This window comes from Micromonospora sp. NPDC049101, from assembly GCF_040648675.1.
Classification (GTDB): domain Bacteria; phylum Actinomycetota; class Actinomycetes; order Mycobacteriales; family Micromonosporaceae; genus Micromonospora.
Genome location: NZ_JBEZED010000003.1, coordinates 1 through 22,506 on the forward strand (window position 1 = coordinate 1; position 22,506 = coordinate 22,506).

General features: G+C 69.8%; 16 protein-coding genes. 4 read left to right on the forward strand and 12 right to left on the reverse strand.

The window, feature by feature from the left end:
• Nucleotides 1-218, reverse strand: a 218-nt coding sequence (locus AB0B57_RS04185) for an SDR family NAD(P)-dependent oxidoreductase (protein ID WP_357064985.1), incomplete at its 3' end; no start/stop codon positions are given.
• A 77-nt stretch (nucleotides 219-295) separates the two neighbouring features.
• On the opposite strand from AB0B57_RS04185, the gene AB0B57_RS04190 reads away from it, so the two are divergent.
• Both AB0B57_RS04190 and AB0B57_RS04195 read left to right on the forward strand, forming a co-directional pair.
• On the forward strand, nucleotides 296-700 hold the full coding sequence (locus tag AB0B57_RS04190) for a helix-turn-helix domain-containing protein (RefSeq protein WP_357064987.1): 405 nt from the start codon (nucleotides 296-298) through the stop codon (nucleotides 698-700).
• 1,047 nt (nucleotides 701-1,747) lie between these two features.
• Nucleotides 1,748-1,951, forward strand: coding sequence for a cold-shock protein (locus AB0B57_RS04195; RefSeq protein ID WP_043326981.1), 204 nt, complete (start codon nucleotides 1,748-1,750; stop codon nucleotides 1,949-1,951).
• A gap of 185 nt (nucleotides 1,952-2,136) precedes the next feature.
• On the opposite strand, the gene AB0B57_RS04200 is transcribed toward AB0B57_RS04195, so the two are convergent.
• From AB0B57_RS04200 to AB0B57_RS04210, 3 genes are all read right to left on the reverse strand, one after another.
• Entirely contained in the window at nucleotides 2,137-2,781 is a 645-nt protein-coding gene (locus AB0B57_RS04200) for a response regulator transcription factor (RefSeq protein ID WP_357064989.1), read from the reverse strand.
• Nucleotides 2,769-4,124 carry a sensor histidine kinase gene (locus AB0B57_RS04205; protein WP_357064991.1) on the reverse strand — a complete coding sequence of 452 codons (1,356 nt, stop codon included), beginning with the start codon at nucleotides 4,122-4,124 and terminating at the stop codon, nucleotides 2,769-2,771. Before AB0B57_RS04205 ends, AB0B57_RS04200 begins: the two co-directional genes overlap by 13 nt.
• Nucleotides 4,125-4,376: 252 nt before the next feature.
• Complete coding sequence (locus AB0B57_RS04210; RefSeq protein ID WP_357064992.1) at nucleotides 4,377-5,324, reverse strand: alpha/beta hydrolase; 948 nt, start codon at nucleotides 5,322-5,324, stop codon at nucleotides 4,377-4,379.
• Nucleotides 5,325-5,693: 369 nt separating this feature from the next.
• Here AB0B57_RS04210 and AB0B57_RS04215 point away from each other — a divergent pair, with 369 nt between their 5' ends.
• Entirely contained in the window at nucleotides 5,694-6,893 is a 1,200-nt protein-coding gene (locus tag AB0B57_RS04215) for a low temperature requirement protein A (protein WP_357064993.1), read from the forward strand.
• A gap of 153 nt (nucleotides 6,894-7,046) precedes the next feature.
• On the opposite strand, the gene AB0B57_RS04220 is transcribed toward AB0B57_RS04215, so the two are convergent.
• Nucleotides 7,047-7,451: an SDR family NAD(P)-dependent oxidoreductase gene (locus AB0B57_RS04220; protein ID WP_357065566.1), complete on the reverse strand. Its 405-nt coding sequence runs from the start codon at nucleotides 7,449-7,451 to the stop codon at nucleotides 7,047-7,049.
• On the opposite strand from AB0B57_RS04220, the gene AB0B57_RS04225 reads away from it, so the two are divergent.
• Entirely contained in the window at nucleotides 7,437-7,673 is a 237-nt protein-coding gene (locus AB0B57_RS04225; RefSeq protein WP_357065569.1) for a hypothetical protein, read from the forward strand. The two genes, AB0B57_RS04220 and AB0B57_RS04225, sit on opposite strands and share 15 nt — an antisense overlap.
• Before the next feature lie 81 nt (nucleotides 7,674-7,754).
• On the opposite strand, the gene AB0B57_RS04230 is transcribed toward AB0B57_RS04225, so the two are convergent.
• The 7 genes from AB0B57_RS04230 to AB0B57_RS04260 are packed head-to-tail and all read right to left on the reverse strand — an operon-like array spanning nucleotide 7,755 to nucleotide 22,479.
• Nucleotides 7,755-9,308, reverse strand: a complete 1,554-nt coding sequence (locus AB0B57_RS04230) for an amino acid adenylation domain-containing protein (protein ID WP_357064994.1) — start codon at nucleotides 9,306-9,308, stop codon at nucleotides 7,755-7,757.
• Nucleotides 9,301-12,168: a beta-ketoacyl synthase N-terminal-like domain-containing protein gene (locus tag AB0B57_RS04235; RefSeq protein ID WP_357064996.1), complete on the reverse strand. Its 2,868-nt coding sequence runs from the start codon at nucleotides 12,166-12,168 to the stop codon at nucleotides 9,301-9,303. The genes AB0B57_RS04230 and AB0B57_RS04235 overlap by 8 nt, the downstream gene beginning before the upstream one ends.
• Nucleotides 12,165-15,551: an amino acid adenylation domain-containing protein gene (locus tag AB0B57_RS04240; RefSeq protein WP_357064998.1), complete on the reverse strand. Its 3,387-nt coding sequence runs from the start codon at nucleotides 15,549-15,551 to the stop codon at nucleotides 12,165-12,167. Before AB0B57_RS04240 ends, AB0B57_RS04235 begins: the two co-directional genes overlap by 4 nt.
• Nucleotides 15,548-15,826: a phosphopantetheine-binding protein gene (locus AB0B57_RS04245; protein WP_357064999.1), complete on the reverse strand. Its 279-nt coding sequence runs from the start codon at nucleotides 15,824-15,826 to the stop codon at nucleotides 15,548-15,550. Before AB0B57_RS04245 ends, AB0B57_RS04240 begins: the two co-directional genes overlap by 4 nt.
• Nucleotides 15,826-18,120, reverse strand: a complete 2,295-nt coding sequence (locus AB0B57_RS04250) for a type I polyketide synthase (protein ID WP_357065001.1) — start codon at nucleotides 18,118-18,120, stop codon at nucleotides 15,826-15,828. The genes AB0B57_RS04245 and AB0B57_RS04250 overlap by 1 nt, the downstream gene beginning before the upstream one ends.
• On the reverse strand, nucleotides 18,113-21,310 hold the full coding sequence (locus AB0B57_RS04255; RefSeq protein ID WP_357065003.1) for an amino acid adenylation domain-containing protein: 3,198 nt from the start codon (nucleotides 21,308-21,310) through the stop codon (nucleotides 18,113-18,115). The genes AB0B57_RS04250 and AB0B57_RS04255 overlap by 8 nt, the downstream gene beginning before the upstream one ends.
• Entirely contained in the window at nucleotides 21,307-22,479 is a 1,173-nt protein-coding gene (locus tag AB0B57_RS04260; RefSeq protein ID WP_357065004.1) for an MFS transporter, read from the reverse strand. Before AB0B57_RS04260 ends, AB0B57_RS04255 begins: the two co-directional genes overlap by 4 nt.
• Nucleotides 22,480-22,506 lie beyond the last annotated feature (27 nt).

A 22,506-nucleotide genomic window follows, 5' to 3' on the forward strand; every position in this document is an offset into this window, starting at 1 on the left:
ACGACGTGGTTCTCGGTAAGGATGTGCTCGATGACCTGCCGCGTCTCGGCCATGCTGGACAGGTCGACGGGAAGGAAGGCGATCGAGCCACCGGCCAGGGCCTCGCCGCGTTCGCGGCTGCGGCCGAGTACCAGGACGCGGTCGCCGCGTTCGGCCCGCCCCAGGGCCAACGCACGTCCCATCCCGTTCGTGCCGCCACTGACTACCACGACGCCCATGTCGTTCCCCATTATCGTTGCTCATTGACGTGCTCATTCTGGGCAGCCGGTCGACGGAGGCGAAAGAAGGCACTTTCATGTCCACAAGTAACACCGGTGTGAGTGCCTCACTACACGACCATCGGCTGCCGACACCCGTTCCGGTCGGCGAGTACGAGCGCTGTCCAGTCACCGACGTGCTGCGGCGGGTGAGTGACAAGTGGACGCTGTTGCTGGTCACCCTGCTCGGCCGGCATCCGTACCGGTTCAACGAGTTGCATCGGGCCGTGGAGGGCATCAGCCCGCGCATGCTCACCCGGACCCTGCGCACGCTGGAGAGCGACGGTCTGGTCGAACGGGAAGTGTTTCCGACGTTGCCGCCGAGCGTCGAGTACCGGCTGACGCCGCTCGGCGTCAGCCTTCTAGAGCCGCTCTCCGCGCTGGCCGACTGGGCAGTCGACCACCACGCCGAGATCGCTGCGGCGCGTCGGGGACCCATCTGAGACACCACGCGGTGCTCATCTGCCGCTGACAAGGCGCGGTGTTCGTGAGCGTGCTGCCCGATCGGCCGATGCGGCTGCGGAGCCAGCACTGGTGTCGACCAAAGCACTCGGCCAGCAGCGATCGATCGGTCGGCGTCGGCGGCCCGGTGCAAGCTCGGTTTGGGGGAGCAGGTTGGGAACAGCGGGGTGCCCGGAACGGCCTTGAACTGCGTCCAACGGCATCGAACGGTGCTCAACTGCACCCACTCCTACCTGCGGCTCTACGTTTCCGGTCGACGACCCTCTATGTCGCCTGCTGGGGGAAATGTGCGCAGGTCTAAGCAGTGTGGAGCCGATGGTTGGCCTGACCTTGCGACTGGGAGCAGATTGGGTGCAGGTTGGCGAAGAGGTCACCGCGCCCGAGGTGCTCACCGACGCCGGACAGAGACCAGGGGCCTTGACCTGCGGTGATGGAGATCGGGCGGTGCGGCGTGACCTCCCAGTGGATGCCGAAGTGGTCAGAGCTCGCTGCTCCCAGCATTGCTCGTGTCCCCCGGTCGCGGGTCGCTGATCGTCACAGTGACGGCCTCCTGTACGTCGATGTCCGGTCACGCGCTCCCGCCGTGGCGGATCAGTTGTCGGTCCCGATAGCTGAGACACCGATCCCACTCGTGGCGCCGTGAGCAGCGCATCCTCTGTGGTGACCTCTTCGCCGGATCTGGTGGGCCACGGGCTCAAGGACTTCGTATGGTGGTGCACGAGTTGGCCAGGGGAAGGTGAGGCGACCTGCAGCCAGCCAATCGTGAACCCGGTCAACGTGCCGTCTGACCGGGGTGGGCAAGCAGATGAGTGGCCAGGCCCCCGCACTGCCATGGGATCGGCAACGGATCATGTGCTACGGTAACCGAGTTGCAGTTTTGATTTCCGTAGACGTTATCCGGCGCCTGATGGGGTATCTGAAACCCATCTAGGCGCTTTTCGTTTTTCGTGTCGTTTCGACGCGGGTGATCAACGCGGCGGCGTAAGGGTCCGCACAGTGCGGTCTCTGACAGCCTGCGAGGAGCAGACATGACTACAGGTACCGTGAAGTGGTTCAACGCCGACAAGGGCTTCGGCTTCATCAGCCCGGACGACGGCGGCGCCGACGTCTTCGCCCACTTCTCCGCGATCTCGGCGAGCGGCTTCCGCAGCCTCGACGAGAACCAGAAGGTGGAGTTCGACGTCACCCAGGGCCAGAAGGGCCCGCAGGCGGAGAACATCCGCCCGCTCTGATCCACATTCTGTGAGCGGCGGCCCGACTGGTTCAGCGGGCCGCCGTTTGGCGTTTAGTTCGCATTGTCGCCCATGCGGGAAGCTGGGTAAGCCACTGCTCCGCCTGTTCAACGCTGTGCCTGCTGCCGATCAGCCATGCTCGGCAGTTCCTCGGTCGCACTCATGGTGGGGCAGAGGCCAAGGACTCAGCCTTCCAGGTAGGCGAGGACCGCCAGGATGCGGCGGTTGTCGTCCTCGGAGGGCTTGAGACCGAGCTTGGTGAAGATGTTGTTGCTGTGGTTGCTGACGGTTTTCTCGGTGACGAACATCCGGGCCGCGATCGCAGCGTTCGAGCGGCCCTCGGCCATCAGGGTGAGGACCTCATGCTCGCGTGGGCTCAGCTCCAGGAGCTTGGGGTCGGTGGAGCGGTGGGTGAGTAGCGCACTCACCACGTCGGGGTCCATAACGGTGCTGCCGGTAGCGACCTGCCGGACACTGGCGACGAATTGGTCGACGGCCGTAACCCGGTCCTTCAACAGGTAGCCCACCGCGCCCGCGCGATCCGACATCAGCTCCCTGGCGTAGATCTGCTCGACATACTGCGACAGCACCATGATGGGCAGCCCTGGGATCTGGCGGCGGGCCTCGATCGCGGAACGCAGCCCCTCGTCGGTGAAGGTGGGCGGCAACCGCACGTCGACGATGGCGACGTCGGGGCGGTGCGTCGTCAGCGACCGGATCAGCGCGGGGCCGTTGTCCACGGCTTCCACGACCTCGAATGAATTGGCCCGCAGGATCCTGATCAGGCCCTCGCGGAGCAGGGCGAGGTCCTCGGCTATCACGATACGCACGGCAGGGACATCCTTACCTCGGTAGGTCCGCCCGGCGGGCTGTCAACGGTCAGCGTGCCGTCTAAGGCCGCCAGGCGACGGACGATGCCACGCAGGCCCGTGCCGGAATCGATCGAAGCACCCCCACGGCCGTCGTCGGACACCAGCATCGTCAGTTTCCCGGCAGCCCCGTCCCGGTGGGGTGCGAACTCCACGGTGATCCGGATCTGTTGGGCCCGGGCGTGCTTGATGGCGTTCGACAGGGCCTCGGCGACGGCGAAGTAGGCCGCGGACTCGATCGGGGCCGGCAGCCGTCCGGGTAGGCGGGTCACCACCGTGGTCGGGATCGGATTGACCAGGGCCAAGGCCCTGAGTGCGCCGTCCAGGCCACGGTCGGCCAGTACCGGCGGATGGATACCTCGTACCAGCTCGCGCAGCTCGGTGAGGGCGCTGGAGGTCGACTCGCGGGCCTCGGCCAGCAACTGCTGGACGGCCTGCGGATCGTTGGGCAGCAACTGTTCGGCCAAGCCCAGGCTCATCCCCAGCGACACCAGCCGGGCCTGCGCGCCGTCGTGCAGGTCGCGTTCGATTCGGCGCAGTTCACCGGCCTGGGCGTCGACGGTCTCAGCTCGCGAGGTCGCCAACTGTTTGACGCGGGCCCGCAGGCGCGCCTGTTCGGTGGGGCCGAGCAGAGCGCGGATCACCCGAGCGTTGAGGTTCGCGAGGCGCACCGCGGTGACGTACCAGAGCAGAAGGAGAACCAGACCGAGCGGTACCAGCCCGAACGACTGCGCGACGCTGTGCAGCCGGAAGCCCTCTCCCAGCGGAGTGCGGAATACCTGGGAGGGCGTCAGCTGATAGATGAGCGGATAGATCAGGTATACGACTCCGAAGACGAAGAACAGCAGCGACAGTCCGCAGCTCAACCAGATGGTGATCGAGTTGACCACCAACCAGATCCAGTCCCGCCACGTCGCCGGGTCGCGCAGGATCGTCCAGAGCCGCACCGGCCACCCGGCGTCCGGCGTCGGCTGATAGGGCCGGGCGGGCACCGGTTCGCCGAGCCGGTCGGCGGCCCACTGGCGATGCAGGTCGGCAAACCAGCGCACCAGTACGGTCGCGAGCAGGGTCAGTGGGATTCCGGCGCCAAGCGCGGCGACCGATATCGAGGTGATCCAGAGTGTGGCCAGCACGGCACCCAGGACCGCGCCCGGCAGCAGCACCAGCGACCAGCCCAGCAGGCTCATCCGCTGGGCCGGCGCGGAGCGCGGAATCGGACCGCTGCGAGCGACGCGGCCCGGCCCGGAGCCCTCCCGCGAGGGCGAGGAGCCGCCGGACAGGGCGGTTCCGCTGTTATCGGTCATCTCGCTCCATCATTGCGCGTCGTGCCGAACCGCCGGGCTGGTGATTCATGTTGGCCGGCGATCCGCACTTCCCCACGCTTGGTGTCCCCCGCGTCGCGTGGGATCCAGCGACCATGGTGTCCGTCCGTGGTCCACGGAGGCTCGCATCGCCGATCGGCGGCTCGATCGATCGACACCCGCACACACGCTACCCGCGGGGCGGCGCCGGTCATCCAGGCTCGCCGGTCCTGTCAGCCGTCGGTCCGATGGCCTTTACCTGACGGTGGCGGTCATCTGTTCGATTTCCTTGAGCACCAGGGCGGGCTTGTCCTGGGGGACGTCGTGCGAGCTTCCCTCGGCGATGACGAGTGTGCGGTCGGGCCCCGCCTTGGTGAACGCCGCTGCCGCGTCGCGCCAGGCCTGAGCGTCCTGCGGAGATCCATCGAAGGGCGTCTTGTCCGACACGATATAGATGACGGGAACGCCGTCGGGCCAGGAGACCTTGTGGTACGCCTGGTGCGTGGGACCGAAGTTGTCGGCCGTGGCGATGAGCTGGCGGTTCGCCTTCGTCGACGGCGCCTTCTTGAGCTCCTCGATCTGCGGCGTGGTTAGCGCGACGAGGCGTTGGGTCTGGGTGTCGGTGAAGAATTGCGGCACGTTGGCATCGATGAGCACCGCCCCGGAGACAACGCCGGGGTTCGCGAGGACGAAGTAGTGGGCCACCTCTCCTGCCTGCGAGTGGCCCGCGAGGACCACGTTCTGGGTGACGCCGAGTTCACGCAGACCGGCCTGCAGGTCGGAGGCGGCGGCCTTGGGGTCCCATGGGCCGTTCACCTCCTCGCTGGCGCCCAGACCGGCCCGGTCGTAGGTGATGATCTGTGATCCGGTGGCCTGCGACAGTTGCGGCACCAGGGCATCCCAGTACGAGGAGTCCTCGCCACCGCCGGCGTCCAGCACGATGGTGGGAGAACTTCCGGGCGTGACGTGGAAGGCAAGCTGATGCCCGTTGTTGACGATCATGTGCAAGCCCGCTGCGGGGGCCGCACTTGCCGGGCCGGCCGCGCTTGTCGAGGTCGAGGGAACCGCGGCTACCGAACTGGCCGCGGGCGCGGCCTTCGGCGCCGCCGAGTCATCACACCCGGCGACTGCCGCTATCACGGCGACGGGAAGGACGAGGGCCAGGGCGGCCCGATGGAACCGGGAGATCTTCTGCGCGGTCATGGAAATGAGCTTTCACGGTTTCCAGATCCTGCTCGATCCTGTTATCTCCCAGTCGGGTTGGGAGTTACCCCTACCCTCGCCAGGGGCAAATCAGAACCCGCCACAGGTGGGTGCTGGTGGACCAGATTCCTGCCTGACCACCGCCAGCCGGCCGCGAACGTCTCGGCCGTGCAGCCCGAGGTTCAGGTCGGATACGCCGTGGAGCAGCGGTGCCGGGTCTTCAGCACCGGAATACCAGCGCCACTCCTACGAATACCTGGCATCTGTGCACGGCATCACGCCGGACTCCAACCGGGCGGCGCGGCGACGTGGTACGACTGCTTCAGCGACAAGCCGACGAGGCGGGCGGGCCGGGTGACGAGGAATAGAGTGGCCAATCTGCTGCGCAGGCGTGAGAGTCCGCAGCGGCCGACCTTCCTGGAACTGTTCTTCGATCTCGTGTTCGTCTTCGCGCTCACCCGGATTGTGCACGAGTTGGTGTTGGACTACACCAGGGGTCACGTCGCGGAAAGGCTGACCACCTCCCTCGCGGAGAACGGTGAGACGCTGCTGCTGCTGTTGGCGGTCTGGTGGATCTGGACCCAGACGGCATGGGTGACCAGCAGATTTGATCCGTTCCAGCCGCCGATCCAGTTCGTTGTCGTTGCGACGATGTACGGGAGCCTGCTCCTGGCAGTGGCGATTTCGGGGGCTCTCGCCGAGACTGGCCTGCTTTTCGCGAGCACCTATGTCGCGATTCAGGTGGGCCGCACCCTCTTCTTCGTAGGCATCGTGCGGGGTCACAATCTACGCCGCATCAATATGCTGGCGCTCATCTGGTTCGGCGCGTCGGCCGTACCGTGGCTCGCCGGAGCCTTCGCACCCGAGGTGACGCGCAATTCGCTGTGGACGCTGGCTCTGGCGATCGACTACCTGGGGGCCAGACTCGGCTGGCCGGTACCAGGGCTGGGTCGCTCGCGGGGGTCCCCGTGGGCCGTCGCGGGCGAGCACTTGGCCGAACGCTACTGGCAGCTTGTCATCGTCGCGCTTGGTGAGACGATCCTGACCTCCGGGTCGAGTCTTCTGCGCGGTCCGATCGTGGCGCAACGAACGATGGCCCTCACGTTGTCGTTCCTCACCACGGTGTTGCTGTGGCGGATCTACTTCTACCGAGCAGGCCAGATCCTGGGTGAGGCCATCGCGGCATCCGCCGACCCCGGCCGGCTCGGTCGGTTGGCCGAGTTCGCACACCTGCTCATGGTGTCCGGCATCCTCGCCAGCTCAGCCGGCTCCGAACTCGTCCTCCTAGATCCATCCGGAGACGCGAAACCCGCCTGGGTCGGGGCCATCCTCGGCGGGCCCGCGCTCTACCTTGCCGGGCGCTCGGTATTCGAGTACGTGGCCTTCGCCCGAGTGTCCTGGCCGCGGCCGATCGGGATCCTCGTCCTCGCGGCCTTGGCGCCGATCATGGTCGGCCTGCCGCCGCTCGAGATCGCTGCCGCAGCAGTCGCGGTCCTGCTTGGCGTTGCCGTCTCTGACACGACCCGAGCCCACGGACGTCCACTGGAGGAGGCTTCGCCGCCGCGCTGACGCGTATCCGGCACCCACCAAACGGAGTAGTTTCGCCGCTGAAATTTCAGATTGTCCTGCCGTGGGCGGCACCGCTGGACGCGAGGCGGCCATGACCGAAGTAGGACGGGAAAGCGGCCTGCCGGACCGCGGTCCGGCAGGCCGGGGCGGTGGTCAGGACCAAGCGGACTCGGAAACCTCACGCCACTGCGCGTCGGAGTCGGCCAGGGCCTTCGCGGCAGCTTCGCTGTACGGGACGGCGTCCTTGCCGAGCAGGATGCGTACCGGTGCGTCGTCGTGCGCGGAGAGGTCGGCGATGATCTCGGCGATTCGGGCCGGGTCGGCGGAGTTGGCCGCCGCGCTCTCGGGATCGGCGTCGCGGATCATGTTGACCATCGCGCCGACGGTCTGCCGGTAGGGCTCGCTGATCGGCGGGATGGTCATCGAGGAGCCGGCCCAGTCGGTGCGCATGCCACCGGGTTCCAGGACAGTGACCTTGACGCCGAACGGCGCGACCTCCTGGGCGAGGACGGTGGAGAAGCCGCCGACCGCCCACTTGGCGCTCTGGTAGGCAGCCAGGCCGGGGGCGCCGGAGCCGAGCTACTGTGCGCCCAGATCCTCATGGCTGTCGGCGCGGTCTGGACCCATTCCCGCCCCTCCGCTGGCATGCTCGCCGCCTACGAAGCCGACCCCGAACTCGCCGGACACCGCATGGCTTTCACCCCCACCCTCCGAAAGATGATCGACACGCTGGTCGCCGGGGCGCTTGCGCTCGCGTCAACCAATGACTTCGAAAACTGACGCGGTTGCCCTGACTATTTGCTTCGTCCCTGGTCCACTCGTCACGATGTTGCCCCTCCGTTCCACGTCTCGCTGCCACGGTCAGTGGCCGACGGCGCCTGAGTGCCTCCGTGGCGGCGCTGGAAGGGCAGCCCGGTCGACCTTGCCGTGCGGACTGGTCGGGATCTCCGCGAGCGCCACGATCCGCGACGGCACCATGTGCTCGGGGAGCCGCTCGGCGAGGTACGCGCGCAGGGCCGGCTCGTCGACGTCCGGCGGGGCACCGGCCTCGAGAACCACGTACGCCACCAGAGACCGGGCCTCCCGCAGCACGACGACGGTGTGGCGGACCACGGGATGTCGGCGCAGCGTCGACTCGATCTCGCCCAGCTCCACGCGCTGCCCCCGGATCTTCACCTGGGTGTCGAGCCGCCCGAGATAGTCCAGGTGGCCATCGGGTGACCAGCGCACCAGGTCACCGGTGCGGTAGACCCGCTCCCGGTGGCCCGCCACCCGGGTCTCGACGAACCGCTCGGCGGTGAGGTCGGGCCGGCCAGCGTACCCCCGGGCCAGGCAGCCTCCGCCGAGCAGTAGTTCGCCGTCGACACCGGGGGGAACGAGCGCGCCCTGCTCGTCCACCACATAGACGGTGACGTTGCGCAGGGGGCGGCCGATCGGGACCGTGTCGCCTGGCTCGGGACGCCGGCACTCCCAGGCGGTCACGTCGATCGTCGCCTCCGCCGGGCCGTACATGTTGTAGACGGCGGCGCGGGGGAGCGTCGCGGTCAGGATGTTCACCAGCTTCGGCGGCAGTGCCTCGCCACCGACGAGAATCACCCGCAGTGACTCGCACCGCCGGACGTCCGGCTCGGTCACGAACAACGCGAGCATGGACGGCACGAAGTGCACCATGGTCACGCCGTAGCCCACGATCAGATCCACCAGGGCCTGCGGGTCGCGATGCGCCTGCGGCGGCGCGACAACCAGGCTGCCGCCCGCCATGAAGGCCAGGAGCAGTTCCCAGATCGACACGTCGAAGGTGTAGGGCGTCTTCTGCAACAGCACGTCCTCGGGGCCGACCCGGTGCTCGTCGAGCATCCCGGCCAACCGATTGACGAGGCTGGCATGGGTCAGCTCCACGCCCTTGGGCGCACCCGTCGACCCCGAGGTGAAGATGACGCAGGACAGCCCGTCGACCACCTCAGGTCCGGCCCGGTACCGCCGCCACTCGACCGGGGCAGCCGCGCGGACCCGGGCGGCGCCGACCGGCTCGGCGGTCAGTGTGCGGACCAGCGTCGGATGCCCCTCCGGCAGGGGTGACTCGTCGACGTCGACCAGGAGCAGGGCGGCCCGGGCCGACTCCAGCATCGTGCGAAGCCGGTGCGGGGGGTGCCGCGGGTCGACGGGCAGGTAGGCCGCCCCCGACAACAGGACCCCCAGCACCGCGATCACCAACTGTGCGCTGCGCTCGGCGCGCAGCGCCACCACGGCCCCGGGCCCGATGCCGTCGGCCGAGAGCCCGCCGGCGACCAGCGCCGCCGCGTCCAGCAGTTCCCGATAGGTCAGCACCCCGTCGCCATGACGTACGGCGACCGCGTCGGGCGTCCGCTCCGCCTGGCGGCAGATGACCTCGTGCACCGGCGCCTGATCACTCATCGCGGGTGACCTGAGCCGCGATCGCTGCCGGGGTCGGCGCATCAGCCAGCTCGGCGATCTCCAACGAGACCCCGAACCTGCGCCGCACCTGGGCGATCATCCGGATGAACAGCAGCGACTCCCCGCCGAGCCGGAAGAAGTCGGAGCCGGCCTCGACGGTGGCCACCCCGAGCAGGGACCGCCAGATGTCGATGACCTGCTGGAGTACGGTGTCGTCTCCTCCGACGGTGGCCTCCGGGTCCGGCTCCACCTTCGGCGTCGGCTCCGCCTCTGCCGGAGTCGCCAACCAGTGTCGTGTCCCGGCGAAGGGATAGCTGGGCAGGGGCACCCGGACAGCGCCGGAGCCGGTGCGAACCGCCGGCCAGTCCACCTCCACCCCGGCCGCCCACAGTCCGCCCACCCCGCTGAGCAGGTCACCTCGTCGGGGTTGCAGCGCCACCATGGGGGCCTGTCGGGCCTGCGGGATCTGCTTGGCGCTGCCGATCAGGCCCGTGCCGGGCCCCACCTCCACGAGGACCACGCGCGACCGGCTCATCGCGGACTCCACCGCGGCCTGGAACCGGACCGGGCTGCGCAGCTGGTCCGCCCAGTAACCGGCTGGACGGCGTCCGCCCCTGCGCAGCGACTGGCCGCTGACACTGCTGATCACGTCGAGCGACGCCGGGCGGTGCGCGATGGTCGCGGCCACCGAGCCGAGCCGGGCGGCGGCCTCGGCCATCATCCACGAGTGGAAGGCGCGCTGCGCCGGCAGCACCCGATGCGGGAGACCGACGGCGTCCAGCCGCTCCCGCAGCAGGCCCACCGACTCGGTCGACCCGGACACCACGATCACCTCGGGGGCGTTCACCGAGGCGATCTCCAGGCCCGCGAGGTCGGCCAGGTGGCCGCGCACCACGGACTCCGCGGCGAGCACCACGACCATGCCACCCTCGGGGGCCTGCTGCATCAGTGCCCCACGTTCCACCACCAGTCGCAGCGTGTCGGGGAGGCTGAGTTCGTCGGCGAGGCAGGCCGCGGCGAACTCCCCGACCGAGTGGCCGATCAGGGCCGTGGGCCGGACCCCCCAGGACAGCAGCAGCCGGCCGAGGGCGTACTCGTGCAGCACCAGGGCCGGCTGGGTGAGGTCGGTCCGGTGGACGAGGCCCTGCGGATCGGCGCCGATCAGCAGCTCCCGCAGGTCAACACCGATCAGGTCCCGCAACAGGTCGCAGCCCTGGTCGATGTCGGCCGCGAACGACGGGTACCGCCGGTAGGGCCACTCGGCCATTCCCGGTGCCTCCGCACCCTGCCCGGGGAACAGGAACACCACGTTGGGCTGGCGCAGCGCCACGCGGCCGGGCGCGGACGCGAGGGCTCTCGCCGCACTCGCCGTGTCGTTCGTTGTCACGGCGAGGCGGTGCGTGAAGTGCCGGCGGTGCTCCTGCACGGTCAGCGCGACGTCGGGCAGCGACAGGTCCGGCCGGTCGCGCAGGTGCGCGGCGAGGCGGTCGGCGGCGGCCCGCAACGCCTCTTCGGTACGCGCGGAGACCACCACGACGTCCCGCCCGGTCGCCGGGACCACCCTCTCCGGCGGCGGGGCCTCGGACAGGACCACGTGGGCGTTGGTGCCACCGAGCCCGAACGAGCTGACCGAGGCCCGGCGCGGCTGCCCGGACGGCACATTCCAGTCCCGGGCGACACTGTCCACGGTGAACGCCGTCGAGGAGTCGAGCAGTTCTGGCCGCGGCTGCTTCAGGCCGGCCAGCGGTGGGATCTGTCGGGTGCGCAACGCGGACACCGCCTTGATCAGACCGGCGATGCCGGCCGCGGCCGACAGGTGCCCGATGTTGGCCTTGACGGAGCCGAGCGAGCACGGGGCCCCGCCGCCGACGAACACCTCGCGAAGCGCGGCCAGCTCGATGGCGTCACCCACCTCGGTCGCCGTCCCGTGCGCCTCCAGGTAGCCGACCGTCGCGGGGTCGACGCCGGCCGACGCGTACGCGCGGGCGAGCACGTCGATCTGGCCGGCGACGCCCGGTGCGGTGTAACCGACCTTCTGCGAGCCGTCGTTGTTGACCGCTGAACCCGAGATCAGCGCAAGGATCAGGTCCCCGTCGCGGCGGGCGTCGTCGGCGCGCTTGAGCGCGACCATCCCGACCCCGCTGCCCGGCACCGTCCCGTTGGCGCTGGTGTCGAACGGCCGACAGGTCCCGTCCGACGACATGATGCCCTTGGGCTCGTAGAGGTAGCCGGCCACCTGGGGAAACGCGACGTAGGCCCCTCCCGCCAGCGCCACGTCCGAGTCTCCGGCCCGCAGGCTCTGACAGGCCAGGTGTACGGCGACCAGCGAGGTCGAGCACGCCGTCTGGACCGTGATCGCCGGGCCGCCCAGCCCGAGCCGGTAGGCGATCCTCGTCGCGAGGTGGTCCTTCTCGTTGCCCAGCACCACGGCGAGCAGGCCGTGCTCACGGAGGATGTCCGGGGTGGCCAGCACCTGCTGCTGGAGGTAGTAGTTGAAACCGGCTCCGGCGAACACGCCGACCCGGCCGAGCGGTTTGTTCGTGATCAAGCCACCGGACTCGAGGGTCTCCCACGCGGTCTGGAGCAGCAGCCGCTGCTGTGGGTCCATGATGTCCGCCTCCCGGGGTGGAATCCCGAAGAAGGCTGAGTCGAAGAGGTCGGCCTCCGCGAGCACACCGCGGACGGGAACATAGGCCGGGTCGTCCAACTGACCGGCCGGCACGCCGGCCGCGATCAGCTCACCGCGGGACAACTGGCTGACGGTGACCCGCCCGGCGACGAGATTCGACCAGTACTCGTCGAGGTCCGCCGCCCCGGGGAACCGGCCGGCCATCCCGACAACCGCGATCTCCGTGCTCATCTCGACATCACCGCCACCGTCGTCGTCCGTAGGTGCGTGGCCAGGGCCTGCACCGTGGGAAACCGGTACAGGTCGGTCAGTGAGATCGGCTGTCCGCCCAGGTGCTCCTGCAACCGTCTCCGGACCAGGGCGACGGCCAGCGAGTCACCCCCGACGTCGAAGAACCCCTCGTCGGGAGCGAAATCGTCAGTCCCGAGCACCTCGACCCAGGTCTCGGAGATCAACCTCTCCAGGTCGACCGGGGCCGGCTCGGCGGCGGGCGGCTCACTCCGGCCGGCTGGCGGCGCGGCGAGTGAGCCCAACGTGCGCAGGTCGACCTTGCCGTTGCGGTCCAGGGGAAACTCGTTCACGGTGAACCACCGCTGTGGGCGTTCGTACGCCGCGAGCCCTGGCTCCACCGCCGCCCGAACCTCCGCCAGCACATCGTCCTCGGCCTTGACCGCGGCACACAGCCGACCCCCGGTCAGGAACACCACCGCGTCCAGTACCCCGGCCCGCTCCTTGATCCGGCGTTCGAGGTCGACCAGCTCGACGCGATGCCCGGCGATCTTCACCTGCCGGTCGGCGCGACCGAGGAACCGCAGTCGACCGTCCGCACCCCAGCGGACCAGGTCACCGGTGCGGTACTCCCGCTCACCGGCGCGCTCGGTGAACGACAGGGCGGTCCGCTCCGGATCGCCCACGTACCCGTCGGCCAGTCCCCAACCGGCGCTACGCAGCTCACCGATGGCCCCCGGTGGAACGGGTCGATCATCGTCGTCCACGATCCACACGTCGGTACCCCGTACCGGGGTGCCGATCGGGATCGGGTCCGGAACGTCGTACGCGCCGTCCATGTGGAAGGTGGCGGTGAAGGTCGTGTTCTCGGTGGGGCCGTACCCGTTGGTGACGCGCAACCCGTGGCAGCGCTGGAGGACACGCCGTACGTGCGCCGGCGACACGACGCTGCCACCGGTGAAGACCTGACGGAGCCCGCTGAACGCCTCCGGTCGGTGGTCGGCGACGAGGTGGAACAGGCCCGCGGTCAACCAGGCGTGGGTCGTACCCGAGGAACGCAGGAACTCGGCCAGACCGTTCGGGGTCGGCTCACCCGGCGGATGCACGACGACTGTCGTCCCGTTCGCCAGCGGCACCAGCAGTTCCAGTGTCGACGCGTCGAAGGCCAAGGGGGCGAGGCGCAGCATTCGCAGCCCGACCCGATCGGCGAACAGGTCCTCGTCGTCGGCCAACCGCAGCACCGCCCGGTGCGGCACGACGACGCCCTTGGGGACACCGGTGGTGCCCGACGTGAAGGAGATGTACGCGGCCGCGGCGGGATCGGCGCTGCGCCGCGCCGGCTCGACGCCGAGGTCGTGACGCTCGCGGTCCAACTCGACGAGCGGGCACCGCCGGACACCCGCGAAGGTGAGGTCGCCCACGTCCCCTCCGATGCGCGCGGCCGGCGCCACCGCCTCGGCGATCCGGGTCCGCCAACTCGCGGGGGAGGCGGGGTCCACGGCGACGTAGGTCGCCGGCACGCTCAGGATCGCCAGGACCGCGACCGCCTCCGCCGCCGAGCGGGGGATTTCGAGGATGACCCGGTCGCCCACCCCGACACCGCAACCTCGCAACAACTCGGCCTGGGCCAGGGCGTGAGCCTGCAACTCGCGGTAGGTCAACGTCGTCCCGGCCGCGGCGTCGACCACCGCGACCGCGTCCGGTTGGTGGTCGACCTGGCGCTCGAACCGGCTCCAGAGGTCGTCGGCGGTGTCGAACTCCGCGCCGTGCCCGAGGTCACGCAGCCGCCGCCGCTGGCCGCCGGAAAGTCCGGCGACCTGGCCGAGATCGGTTTCCGGATGACCCGCCAACTCCTCCAGCACGGCCTGGAACGAGTCGGCCAGCTCGCCGATGTCCGCGGCGGTCTGCGCCGAGGTCGCGTACTCGATGGCCAGCCTCGGCCGTGCCGACCACGACTGTACGAACAGCAGCGCATCGAAGACCGACCCGTGGCAGTGCCCCTCCTGGACCTGCCACGACCCGCTCGCCGAGGCGAACTGGTCGGGCACCAGTTCGTGGTGTGCGGCGAAACCGACCTGCGCCACTGGGTTACGGCTCCCGTCCACCGTCTCGGCGAGAGCCGTCACCACCCGCGCGAACGGGAGATCCGCGTCCGCGACCGCGTCGGCGAGCGCACCGGCGGTGGTGCGGACGTACTCGCCGGCTCGGAGGTCGTCCTCGATCCGGCAGCGCACCGGGATGATCCGGGTGCACAACCCGATGACGTCCTCCATCCCGGTCTCGAACCGGCCCGAGGCCGCCACGCCGAGCACGACGTCGGCCGACCCGAGCCGGCGGGCGACGGTGAGCGCCCAGGCCGACAGCAGCACCGAGGTCACAGTGGTCCGGCTGTGCCGCGCGAGCAGGTCCACCCCCTCGGCCAGGTGGGTCGGCAGCCCGAACACCACGCGTGCGCCGCGCCCGTCGGCCTCGTCGGCCCGGCGCAGGTCGGTCGGCAACGTCGCCACCAGTGGGGCACCGTCGAGTCGGTCCGCCACGCGGGCCAGCGCCGCGTCGAGCACACCCGAGGAGTCCCGCGCGGCGAGCCGGTGCCCGATCCACTCCGGTGACGGGCCCTCGGCGGCGAGACCGCCAGGCCCGTCCTCGCAGAGCCGCGCGAACTCCCGCCACAGCACGCCGATACTCCAGCCGTCCACCAGCGCGTGGTGCACCAGCACCGTGACCAGGCTCTCCTCGCCGACGCAGGTGCGGACGAACACCACGGGTGGCTGCTCGAAGGGGCGCAGCAACTCCGCGGCGCGGTGGCCGTACAACTCGTGGATGGCCGGTACCGCGTCCACGCCGGCGGGCAGGGACTGGTGCAGCAACCGCGGTGGGTGCGACGGGGGAAGCACCATTCGGCGTACCGTCTGCTGGTCCTCGCTGAACATGGTGCGCAGCGATTCGTGCCGGGCGGTGAGCGCCTGCAACGCGGCCCTCGTCTGGCCAAGACCCAGTGCGGCCGGCGGCCGCACCGTGAACATCAGGTGGTACGACTGGTCGCGGCCGGCGAGATGCGCCGCGAGCATCGCCTTCTGGCCGGGCAACAGCTCGCGGAGCAGCGGGCCCGCGGTGACGTCGACGGGCTCCAGTGCGGTGGGTACGAATTCCGGCGCGTCGGACAGGGCGTCCGCCAGGGGTGCCGCCGCGAGCAGCCGCGCGACGTCGACGTCCAGGGCCAGCTCCCGCTGACCGTACGCGGACAGCGCGATCGCCTGGAGGGACGTGCCTCCCAGCGCGGTGAACGAGTCCTGTGCCGAGCGCGCCCCGACCTCCTCGGCCGCGATACCGAGCACCTCGGCGATCAGCGGCATCCAGTCGACGAGCCGGTTGACGGGTCCGGTCACCGCTGCACACCCGCGGCAGCCTCGTCCGCCCGCTCCGGCGGGACCCGGTCCGCGAGGGCCAGCAGGTCACCGTAGCGGGGGTTGTCCAGCACGTGCTTGAGCTCGACGGCGAGGTTGAGATCCTGGCGGATCAGCGTGCTCAGCCGCAGGGCGCTGAGCGAGTGGCCGCCGAGATCGAAGAAGTCGTCGTCCTCGTGGACGGTCTCCACGCCGAGCACCTCCATCCAGAGCTGCTCGAACTCGGCGACCCGTGACTCGCCCTGGTGATTGGTCATCACAGATGCCTCTCTTTCGCTGTGGCGGGAATGTCGAGGTAGTGGCGGGTGGGGGCGAACGGGTAGCCCGGCACGGGGACCCGGCTGCGGCCGAGATCCAGCTCCTCGGCCCAGGGGCCGCCGATGCCCATCTCCCAGAGCAGACCGACGGTGCCGAGCATCTTGTCGAGTCCGTTGGACATCGGTGGTGGCTCGACATCCGGATGCGCAAGCACCTGGGTGCCGATCTCGAGCCAGGCGGCGGGATCCGGGCCGGTCGTCGGTGGCGCGAACTCTCGGTCGTGCGGCTCGTCGAACCTCGCCACCCAGTAGTCGATGTCGGTGGCCTGCTCGGCGGTGATCGGCGTCCCGTCTCGGGTGTAGAGGGGAGTCCCGGGAGCGGCCAGCGTGGCACCGGTCCGGGGCCGCCGTACCGCGAGGTCGATCCCGTCGCCGAAGGACAGCACGCCCGCCGCGCAGGCCGACGCGACGGCGCCGACACCCTGGCCAACCATCGCCGCCGCGCGGACCCCTCGGCGCTGCAGGGTGTCGACCCAGGCCAGCGCCAGGGCGAACCGGCCGGCTCGCTCCCGGGTCTCGAGATCGGGCTCGCTGTCGCGGGAACGCAGCTCGGCGTAGCCGCGGTCGACGATCGTGCGGAAGTGCGGATCGACGTTGTAGGTGTGCGGGCTCCCCGGCAGCCGCCCTCCACCGCTGAAGAAGAACGCGACCCCGCGCTCGGCGGCCTGCGAGCTCGCCCGGCGTACGGGCCGCAGTGGCTTCAGGTCCTCGTCCGGCGTCCGGATGATGAACCCTCGCCACGGGAACTCGACCCGGCCGGTCCGTAGGGTGAAGGCGACGTCGGCGAGGTCCTCCGGCTTCGTCCCGGCGATGAAGTCGTTCACGCGGGTCAGGCTCTCGGTGGCCGCCTGTTCGGTCTTGGCCGAGACGAGGATCAGCTCGCTCACCGGTCGGCGTCGTCGGTCGGTGCGCACCTTCGGTGGAGCTTCCTCCAGGACGACGTGTGTGTTCGTGCCGCCGATCCCGAACGAGCTCACCCCGGCGCGACGCACCCCGTCGATGGTTGGCCACTCGGTCGCGGTCGTCGGCACGTAGAGCACCGACTTCTCCAGCTCCAGGGCGGGGTTCGCCTCGGTGAACCGCGCGACGGGCGGAATGGTCCGGTGCTTCAGGGCCAGCACGGTCTTGATCACACCGACCACGCCGGCCGCTGTGTCGAGGTGACCCATGATTGACTTCAGGGCGCCCAACGCGCACGGCGGGTTGTCGCCCCGGTCGGTGCCGAACACCGCCCGCAGGGCGGAGACCTCGATCGGATCCCCCAGGATGGTGCCGGTGCCGTGTGCCTCGATCAGCCCGATGGTGTCCGGGTCGACCCCGGCGACCGCGAGCGCGGACCTGATGGCCGTCGCCTGCCCCTCCGGGCCCGGCGCGGTGAAACCGGCTTTGCGGGCTCCGTCGTTGACGGCCGCGGTCCCGGCGATCACCGCGTGGATGGTGTCGTTGTCCCGCACCGCGTCCTCGAGACGTTTCAGCACGAGGATGCCCGCCCCGTCGGCGTCCACCGTCCCCTGCGCCGCGTTGTCGAAGGTCCGGCACCGGCCGTCCGGCGAGAAGATGCCGCCCGGCTCGTAGAGGTGCCCGCGCCTGGTCGGCGGCGCGACCGTGGCCGCCCCGGCCAGTGCGATGTCGGCCTCGTAGGTCAACAGGCTCTGCACCGCGAGGTGCACCGCGACGAGCGAGGTGGAGCACGCCGTCTGCACCGTGAATGCCGTGCCCTGGAGGTTCAACTTGTACGCGATGCGGGTGGCGGCGAAGTCCTTGTCACTGGAGATGAGGATCTGCAGACCTCCGGCGGACTTGACCGCGCGGGCGTTCGGCCACAGGACGTCGAGCAGGTACACGTTCAACCCCGTACCGACGTGCACGGCTATCCGGTTGCCGTCCGGCGCGATCGGGGCGTACCCGGCGTGCTCCAGCGCGCCCCACGCGCATTCGAGCAGCACCCGCTGTTGCGGGTCCATGAGGACCGAGTCCTGCGGCGAGTAGCTGAACAGGCGCCCGTCGAAGCGGTCGTAGTCGTCCAGGACCGAGCGGGCCGGGACGAAGTCCGGGTGGTCGATCACCTCCTCCGGAACGCCCCAGCTGAGCAACTGGTCACGCTCGAAGAAGGTCATCGCCTCGATGCCGTTCTCGATGTTGTGCCAGAAGCGGTCCAGGTCCCGCCCCGCGCCCGGAAGCCTGATCCCCATTCCGATGATGGCGATCCGGTCCTGCCCCTGTTCGTCAGGCATGTTCTCCCCCTCTGCTGATTCGCCGACGTCGGGTGAACTCGTCCCGCGCCCGCCTGCGTTGCGCGACCCGGTCGTCGGTGAGCGGGGCCTCCGCTCGGCGGAAGTACGCGGCACAGTCCGCCACCGTGCCGAAGCGGAAGAGATCGGTCACGGAGATCTCCAGCCCGATCTCGGCCATGCGTTGCTGGACGGTGATCAGGGCGAAGCTGTGCCCGCCCACGTCGAAGAAGTTGTCGGTCGGTTCGATGTCGGGCCGGCCCAACACGTCGGCCCAGATGCGGCGGATCCGCGCCGAGAGTGAGTCCCGGACAGCGGTGTCGACCGGCCGTGGAGCGGGCGCGGTCAACCTGCTCTCGGCGACCAGCCGGCGGGTGTCGACCTTCCCGTTGGCGTTCAGCGGGATCTCCGGAACAACATGGATGCGGGACGGCACCATGTAGCCGGGCAGCTCGTCCCGGACCGCGGCCCGCAGTTCCCGCTCGGTCCCCACTCCGGGGCCGCAGCGCAGGAACACGACCAGCTCGTCGGCCTCCGCCACGGCAACACACGCCAGGACAGCGGTCTGTCGAAGGAACGCCGCCTCGATCTCCGCGAGCTCGACCCGGTAGCCGCGAACCTTCACCTGCGCGTCCTCCCGGCCCAGGTAGATCAACTTTCCGTCCGGGCCCCATCTGACGATGTCGCCCGTCCGGTAGAGGACGCCGGGGGCGTACGGGTCCGGACCGAAACGTGCCGAGGTCAGCTCGGGTGCGCCGACGTACCCCGCCGCGACCAGCTCGCCGCCGACGTAGAGCTCGCCCGGCACGTTCACGCCGGTGGGTTGCCGCTGCTCGTCGAGCACGTAACAGCGGGCGGAGGGCAGCGGCACCCCGATGTCGCCCTCCCGTACGCCGTGCAGCTCGGCGGCCGGCACCGCAACGATCGTGACGTGGATGGTCCCCTCGGTGATCCCGTACATGTTGACGAACACCGCGGGCAGCCGCTTCGGGTCGACCAGCGCGGCCACCCGGGACCAGCTCAGCGCCTCCCCGGCCAGCACCACGTACCGCACGGAGGACCGCTCACGGTCGAGCGAGTCGAAGAGTGGCGGCAGCACCCGGTACAGGGCACCGGGAGTCAGGCTCAGGACCGTCACCTCCTCGGCGTGGACCAGCCGTGCGAGGCGCTGCGGGTCGACCAGGTCGGCCTGGTCGGCGATGATGAGCCGGCCGCCCGAGCTGAGGGCCCCCCACATCTCCCACACCGAGACGTCGAAGGAGAAGGAGTGGGCGCCCAGCCACCGGTCGGTCTCGTCGACGTCCAGGCCGGCGGGGCTCGGATCGCACAGGGCGTTGAGGCCCCGGTGCCGGACCATCACGCCTTTCGGCACCCCGGTCGAGCCGGAGGTGTAGATGAGGTAGGCGAGGTCGTCCGGGTCGGGGAACGTCGTGGGCACCGTGGCGTCGCCATTGGCCGTGTGCGCGTCGAGCAGGGCGATGCCGTGCGGTGCGGCCAACTGCCGTGCCAGGTCGATGGTGTCGGGCTCCACGAGCATCGTGCTCGGCCGTGCGCTGTCCACGATCAGGTCCAGGCGGTGCCTCGGATATTCGGGGTCGAGCGGCACGTAGACCCCGCCGAGCTTCCACACCCCGAGGATCGAGGCCAGCACGGCCGGGGAGCGCCCCAACAACAGCCCGACCCGGCTGCCGCCAGCCACACCGAGATCGGCCAGCCCGGCGGCGATCCGACTCGACCACTGGTCGAGCTGTCGGTAGGTGAGCTGGCGTCCTCGATGGCGGACCGCCACCGCGTCCGGCGACCGGGTGGCGTGCGCGACGAACGACCGTAGGACGGACGGATGGTCGACCGGCTCCTCCGGGATCGGAGGATTCCACCCCGTGGTGAGCAGGGTGCGCTCCTCGTGGTCGACCATGCTCGGCTCGCCGTCCGCCTCGGCCACGACGGATTCGAGCAGCGCGTGGTAGTGCTCCAGCATGCCCTCGACCGTCGTCTTCTCGAAGAGTTCGGTGCTGAACTCCGCCCGCAGGAACGGCGATCGCGTCGAGACGTCGAGGGTCATCGCGACGTCGAACTTCGCGGCGTCGATCTCGATGTCCACCTCGTGCACCTTCAACCCGCCGAAGTCCGGAACGGTGAAGGTGAAGTTCTGGACCGTGAGCATGGTTTGGAACAGCGGGGCGTGACTGAGCTGCCGCTGCTCGCCCAGGGCCTGCACGATCTGCTCGAACGGCACGTCCTGATGACCGAGCGCGGTCAGCGCGGTCCGCCATGTCCTGCTGACCAGATCGGTGAACGTCGGCTGCCCGGAGAGGTCGACGCGAACCGGCAGCGTGTTGACCAGGCAGCCGACCAGGCTCTCCTCGGCCTCGTCCAGCCGGTTGGCCGCCGGGACCCCGATCACCACCTCGGGTTGCCGCGCGTGCCGCGACAACACCCAGGCGTACCCGGCGAGCGCGACCGCGAACAGGGTCACCCCCCGGGCCTTCGCCCACTCGGTGAGCCGGTGAATCAGTTCGGGGTCCACCGGCCGGCGCAGCACCGAGCCCTGGAAGCTCAACACGGTCGGCCGAGGGTGATCGGTGTGCAGGGACAACTGCGGCGCGCCGGTCAGCAACTGACGCCAGTGGTCGAGTCGCCTCGTGTTCTTCGACCACATGACCCGCTGCGCCTCGGCGTAGTCCACATAGGACGGACCGGGCGCGCCGCTGGCCCCCGTGTTGTACGTGTCGGCGAGATCGTTCAGCAGCAGGCCGACCGCCCAGCCGTCACAGGCGATGTGATGCATCAGCACCACCAGCGCGTGCTGATCGGCGTCCCAGGACGTGATCCAGGCCCGCAGCACCGGGCCGGAGCCCAGGTTGAACGGCCGGCGCGCCTCGTCGGCCACCAGCTCCCGCAGTTGGCGGTCCTGGAGGCTCTGCTCGACCGGCGCGCTGTCGCGGATCGTGATCTCCGGCTCGGCCGCGTCCGAAACCTGTTGCGTCAACTCGCCGTCGACCACCGCGAAGGAGGTGCGCAGGGCGTCGTGCTTGCCGACCACCCGACGCAACGCCTGAGCCAGCGCCTCCCGATCGAGAGAGCCCTCCATCCGCAGGGCGAACGCCACGACGTACGCGGGGTTGCCCGGCTGGAGTTCGTTGAGGAAGTAGAAGCGCTCCTGGGTGAAGGAGGCCCTGCCGGTTCGAGTCATGCCGCCCCCCGTACTTCCGCGACGTCTTCGGGTTGGGTGGGTGCCCTGAGGGCCTCGGCGCTGCGCCGAGCGGCCGGGACGATCAGCCAGGCCGCGGCGAGCATCACCGCGGCGATCACCGCCCAGCCCCAGAACCCCAGCGAGATGACCAGGCCGGACAGGAACACCGGCCCGACGACGTTCTGCGATGCCACATGCAGGTCGAAGGCACCGAGGTACTCGCCCTCCGCATGCTTGGGAGCCAGCCCGAAGGCCATTCCCCACGCCGAGGCCGCCTGCAGCACCTCGGCTATCGACACGACCAACACCGTCACGACGATCGCCACCACGGCCAGGGCCGCGTTGTCCACGAAGGCGGTGACGGACACCGCCGCGCAGCCGGCCGCGATCCACAGCCCCGCACGCCGGCCCGTCAGCGCAGCGCCGGACACCGTCTCCGCGCCCCTGCTCGCGCGGACCTGGAACAGGATCACGAACGCCGTGTTGATCACCAACATCAGCGGGACGAGGAAGGGTGGGACCGAGGTCCGATTGAGCGTCCACAGGGGCAGCACCACCATGAGGACCGTGATGTGCGAGGCGAGGACCGCCGACAACCCCACCACGGCGAGGAACCGCAGGTCCCGCACCGCGCCGAAGGGGCGTGGCCGGGTGGCCGCCTTCCGGGGAGCGCCGACCGGCAACCGGGTCACCAGTGCCGCGGCGAGACCCAGCAGCACGGCCGCTCCCACCGGGATCAGCACCAGCAGGCGCTCGCTGAGTGCGGCGACCGCGGCGATCCCGATGCCCACACTGAAACCGATGTTGAAGACCGTCCGCATCATGGCGTTCAGGCGGACCCGCTCCCCGTCGGGGATGAGCGTCGCCACCATCGCATTCTCGGTCGGGCCTATCCCGTAGTCGAGGAACGCGATGAGCATCACCAGTACGTAGAACTCGACCGCGCTCTCCACGACGGAATACAAGCCGAAACCGACGGCGACCGCCGCGAACAGCGCGAACAACAACGTCCGCTTCCGCATCCGGTCCGCGATGATTCCGAACAACACCGAGGAGACCAGTCCGGCGAAACCCGCCGCGGACAGGCCAATCCCCACCTCAGCGGCCGACAGCCCGACGTGCAGGGTGAAGTAGACGACGCTGCCGCTGAGGAACACCCCTTTTCCCATTGCCCCGGCGAGTCGGATCGCCAGTAG

Coding starts and splice junctions, on each gene's coding strand:
- AB0B57_RS04190 (WP_357064987.1), top strand. CDS start 296: ATGTCCACAAGTAACACCGGTGTGAGTGCCTCACTACACGACCATCGG.
- AB0B57_RS04195 (WP_043326981.1), top strand. CDS start 1,748: ATGACTACAGGTACCGTGAAGTGGTTCAACGCCGACAAGGGCTTCGGC.
- AB0B57_RS04205 (WP_357064991.1), bottom strand. CDS start 4,124: ATGACCGATAACAGCGGAACCGCCCTGTCCGGCGGCTCCTCGCCCTCG.
- AB0B57_RS04210 (WP_357064992.1), bottom strand. CDS start 5,324: ATGACCGCGCAGAAGATCTCCCGGTTCCATCGGGCCGCCCTGGCCCTC.
- AB0B57_RS04230 (WP_357064994.1), bottom strand. CDS start 9,308: ATGAGTGATCAGGCGCCGGTGCACGAGGTCATCTGCCGCCAGGCGGAG.
- AB0B57_RS04235 (WP_357064996.1), bottom strand. CDS start 12,168: ATGAGCACGGAGATCGCGGTTGTCGGGATGGCCGGCCGGTTCCCCGGG.
- AB0B57_RS04245 (WP_357064999.1), bottom strand. CDS start 15,826: ATGACCAATCACCAGGGCGAGTCACGGGTCGCCGAGTTCGAGCAGCTC.
- AB0B57_RS04250 (WP_357065001.1), bottom strand. CDS start 18,120: ATGCCTGACGAACAGGGGCAGGACCGGATCGCCATCATCGGAATGGGG.
- AB0B57_RS04255 (WP_357065003.1), bottom strand. CDS start 21,310: ATGACTCGAACCGGCAGGGCCTCCTTCACCCAGGAGCGCTTCTACTTC.
- AB0B57_RS04260 (WP_357065004.1), bottom strand. CDS start 22,479: ATGGGAAAAGGGGTGTTCCTCAGCGGCAGCGTCGTCTACTTCACCCTG.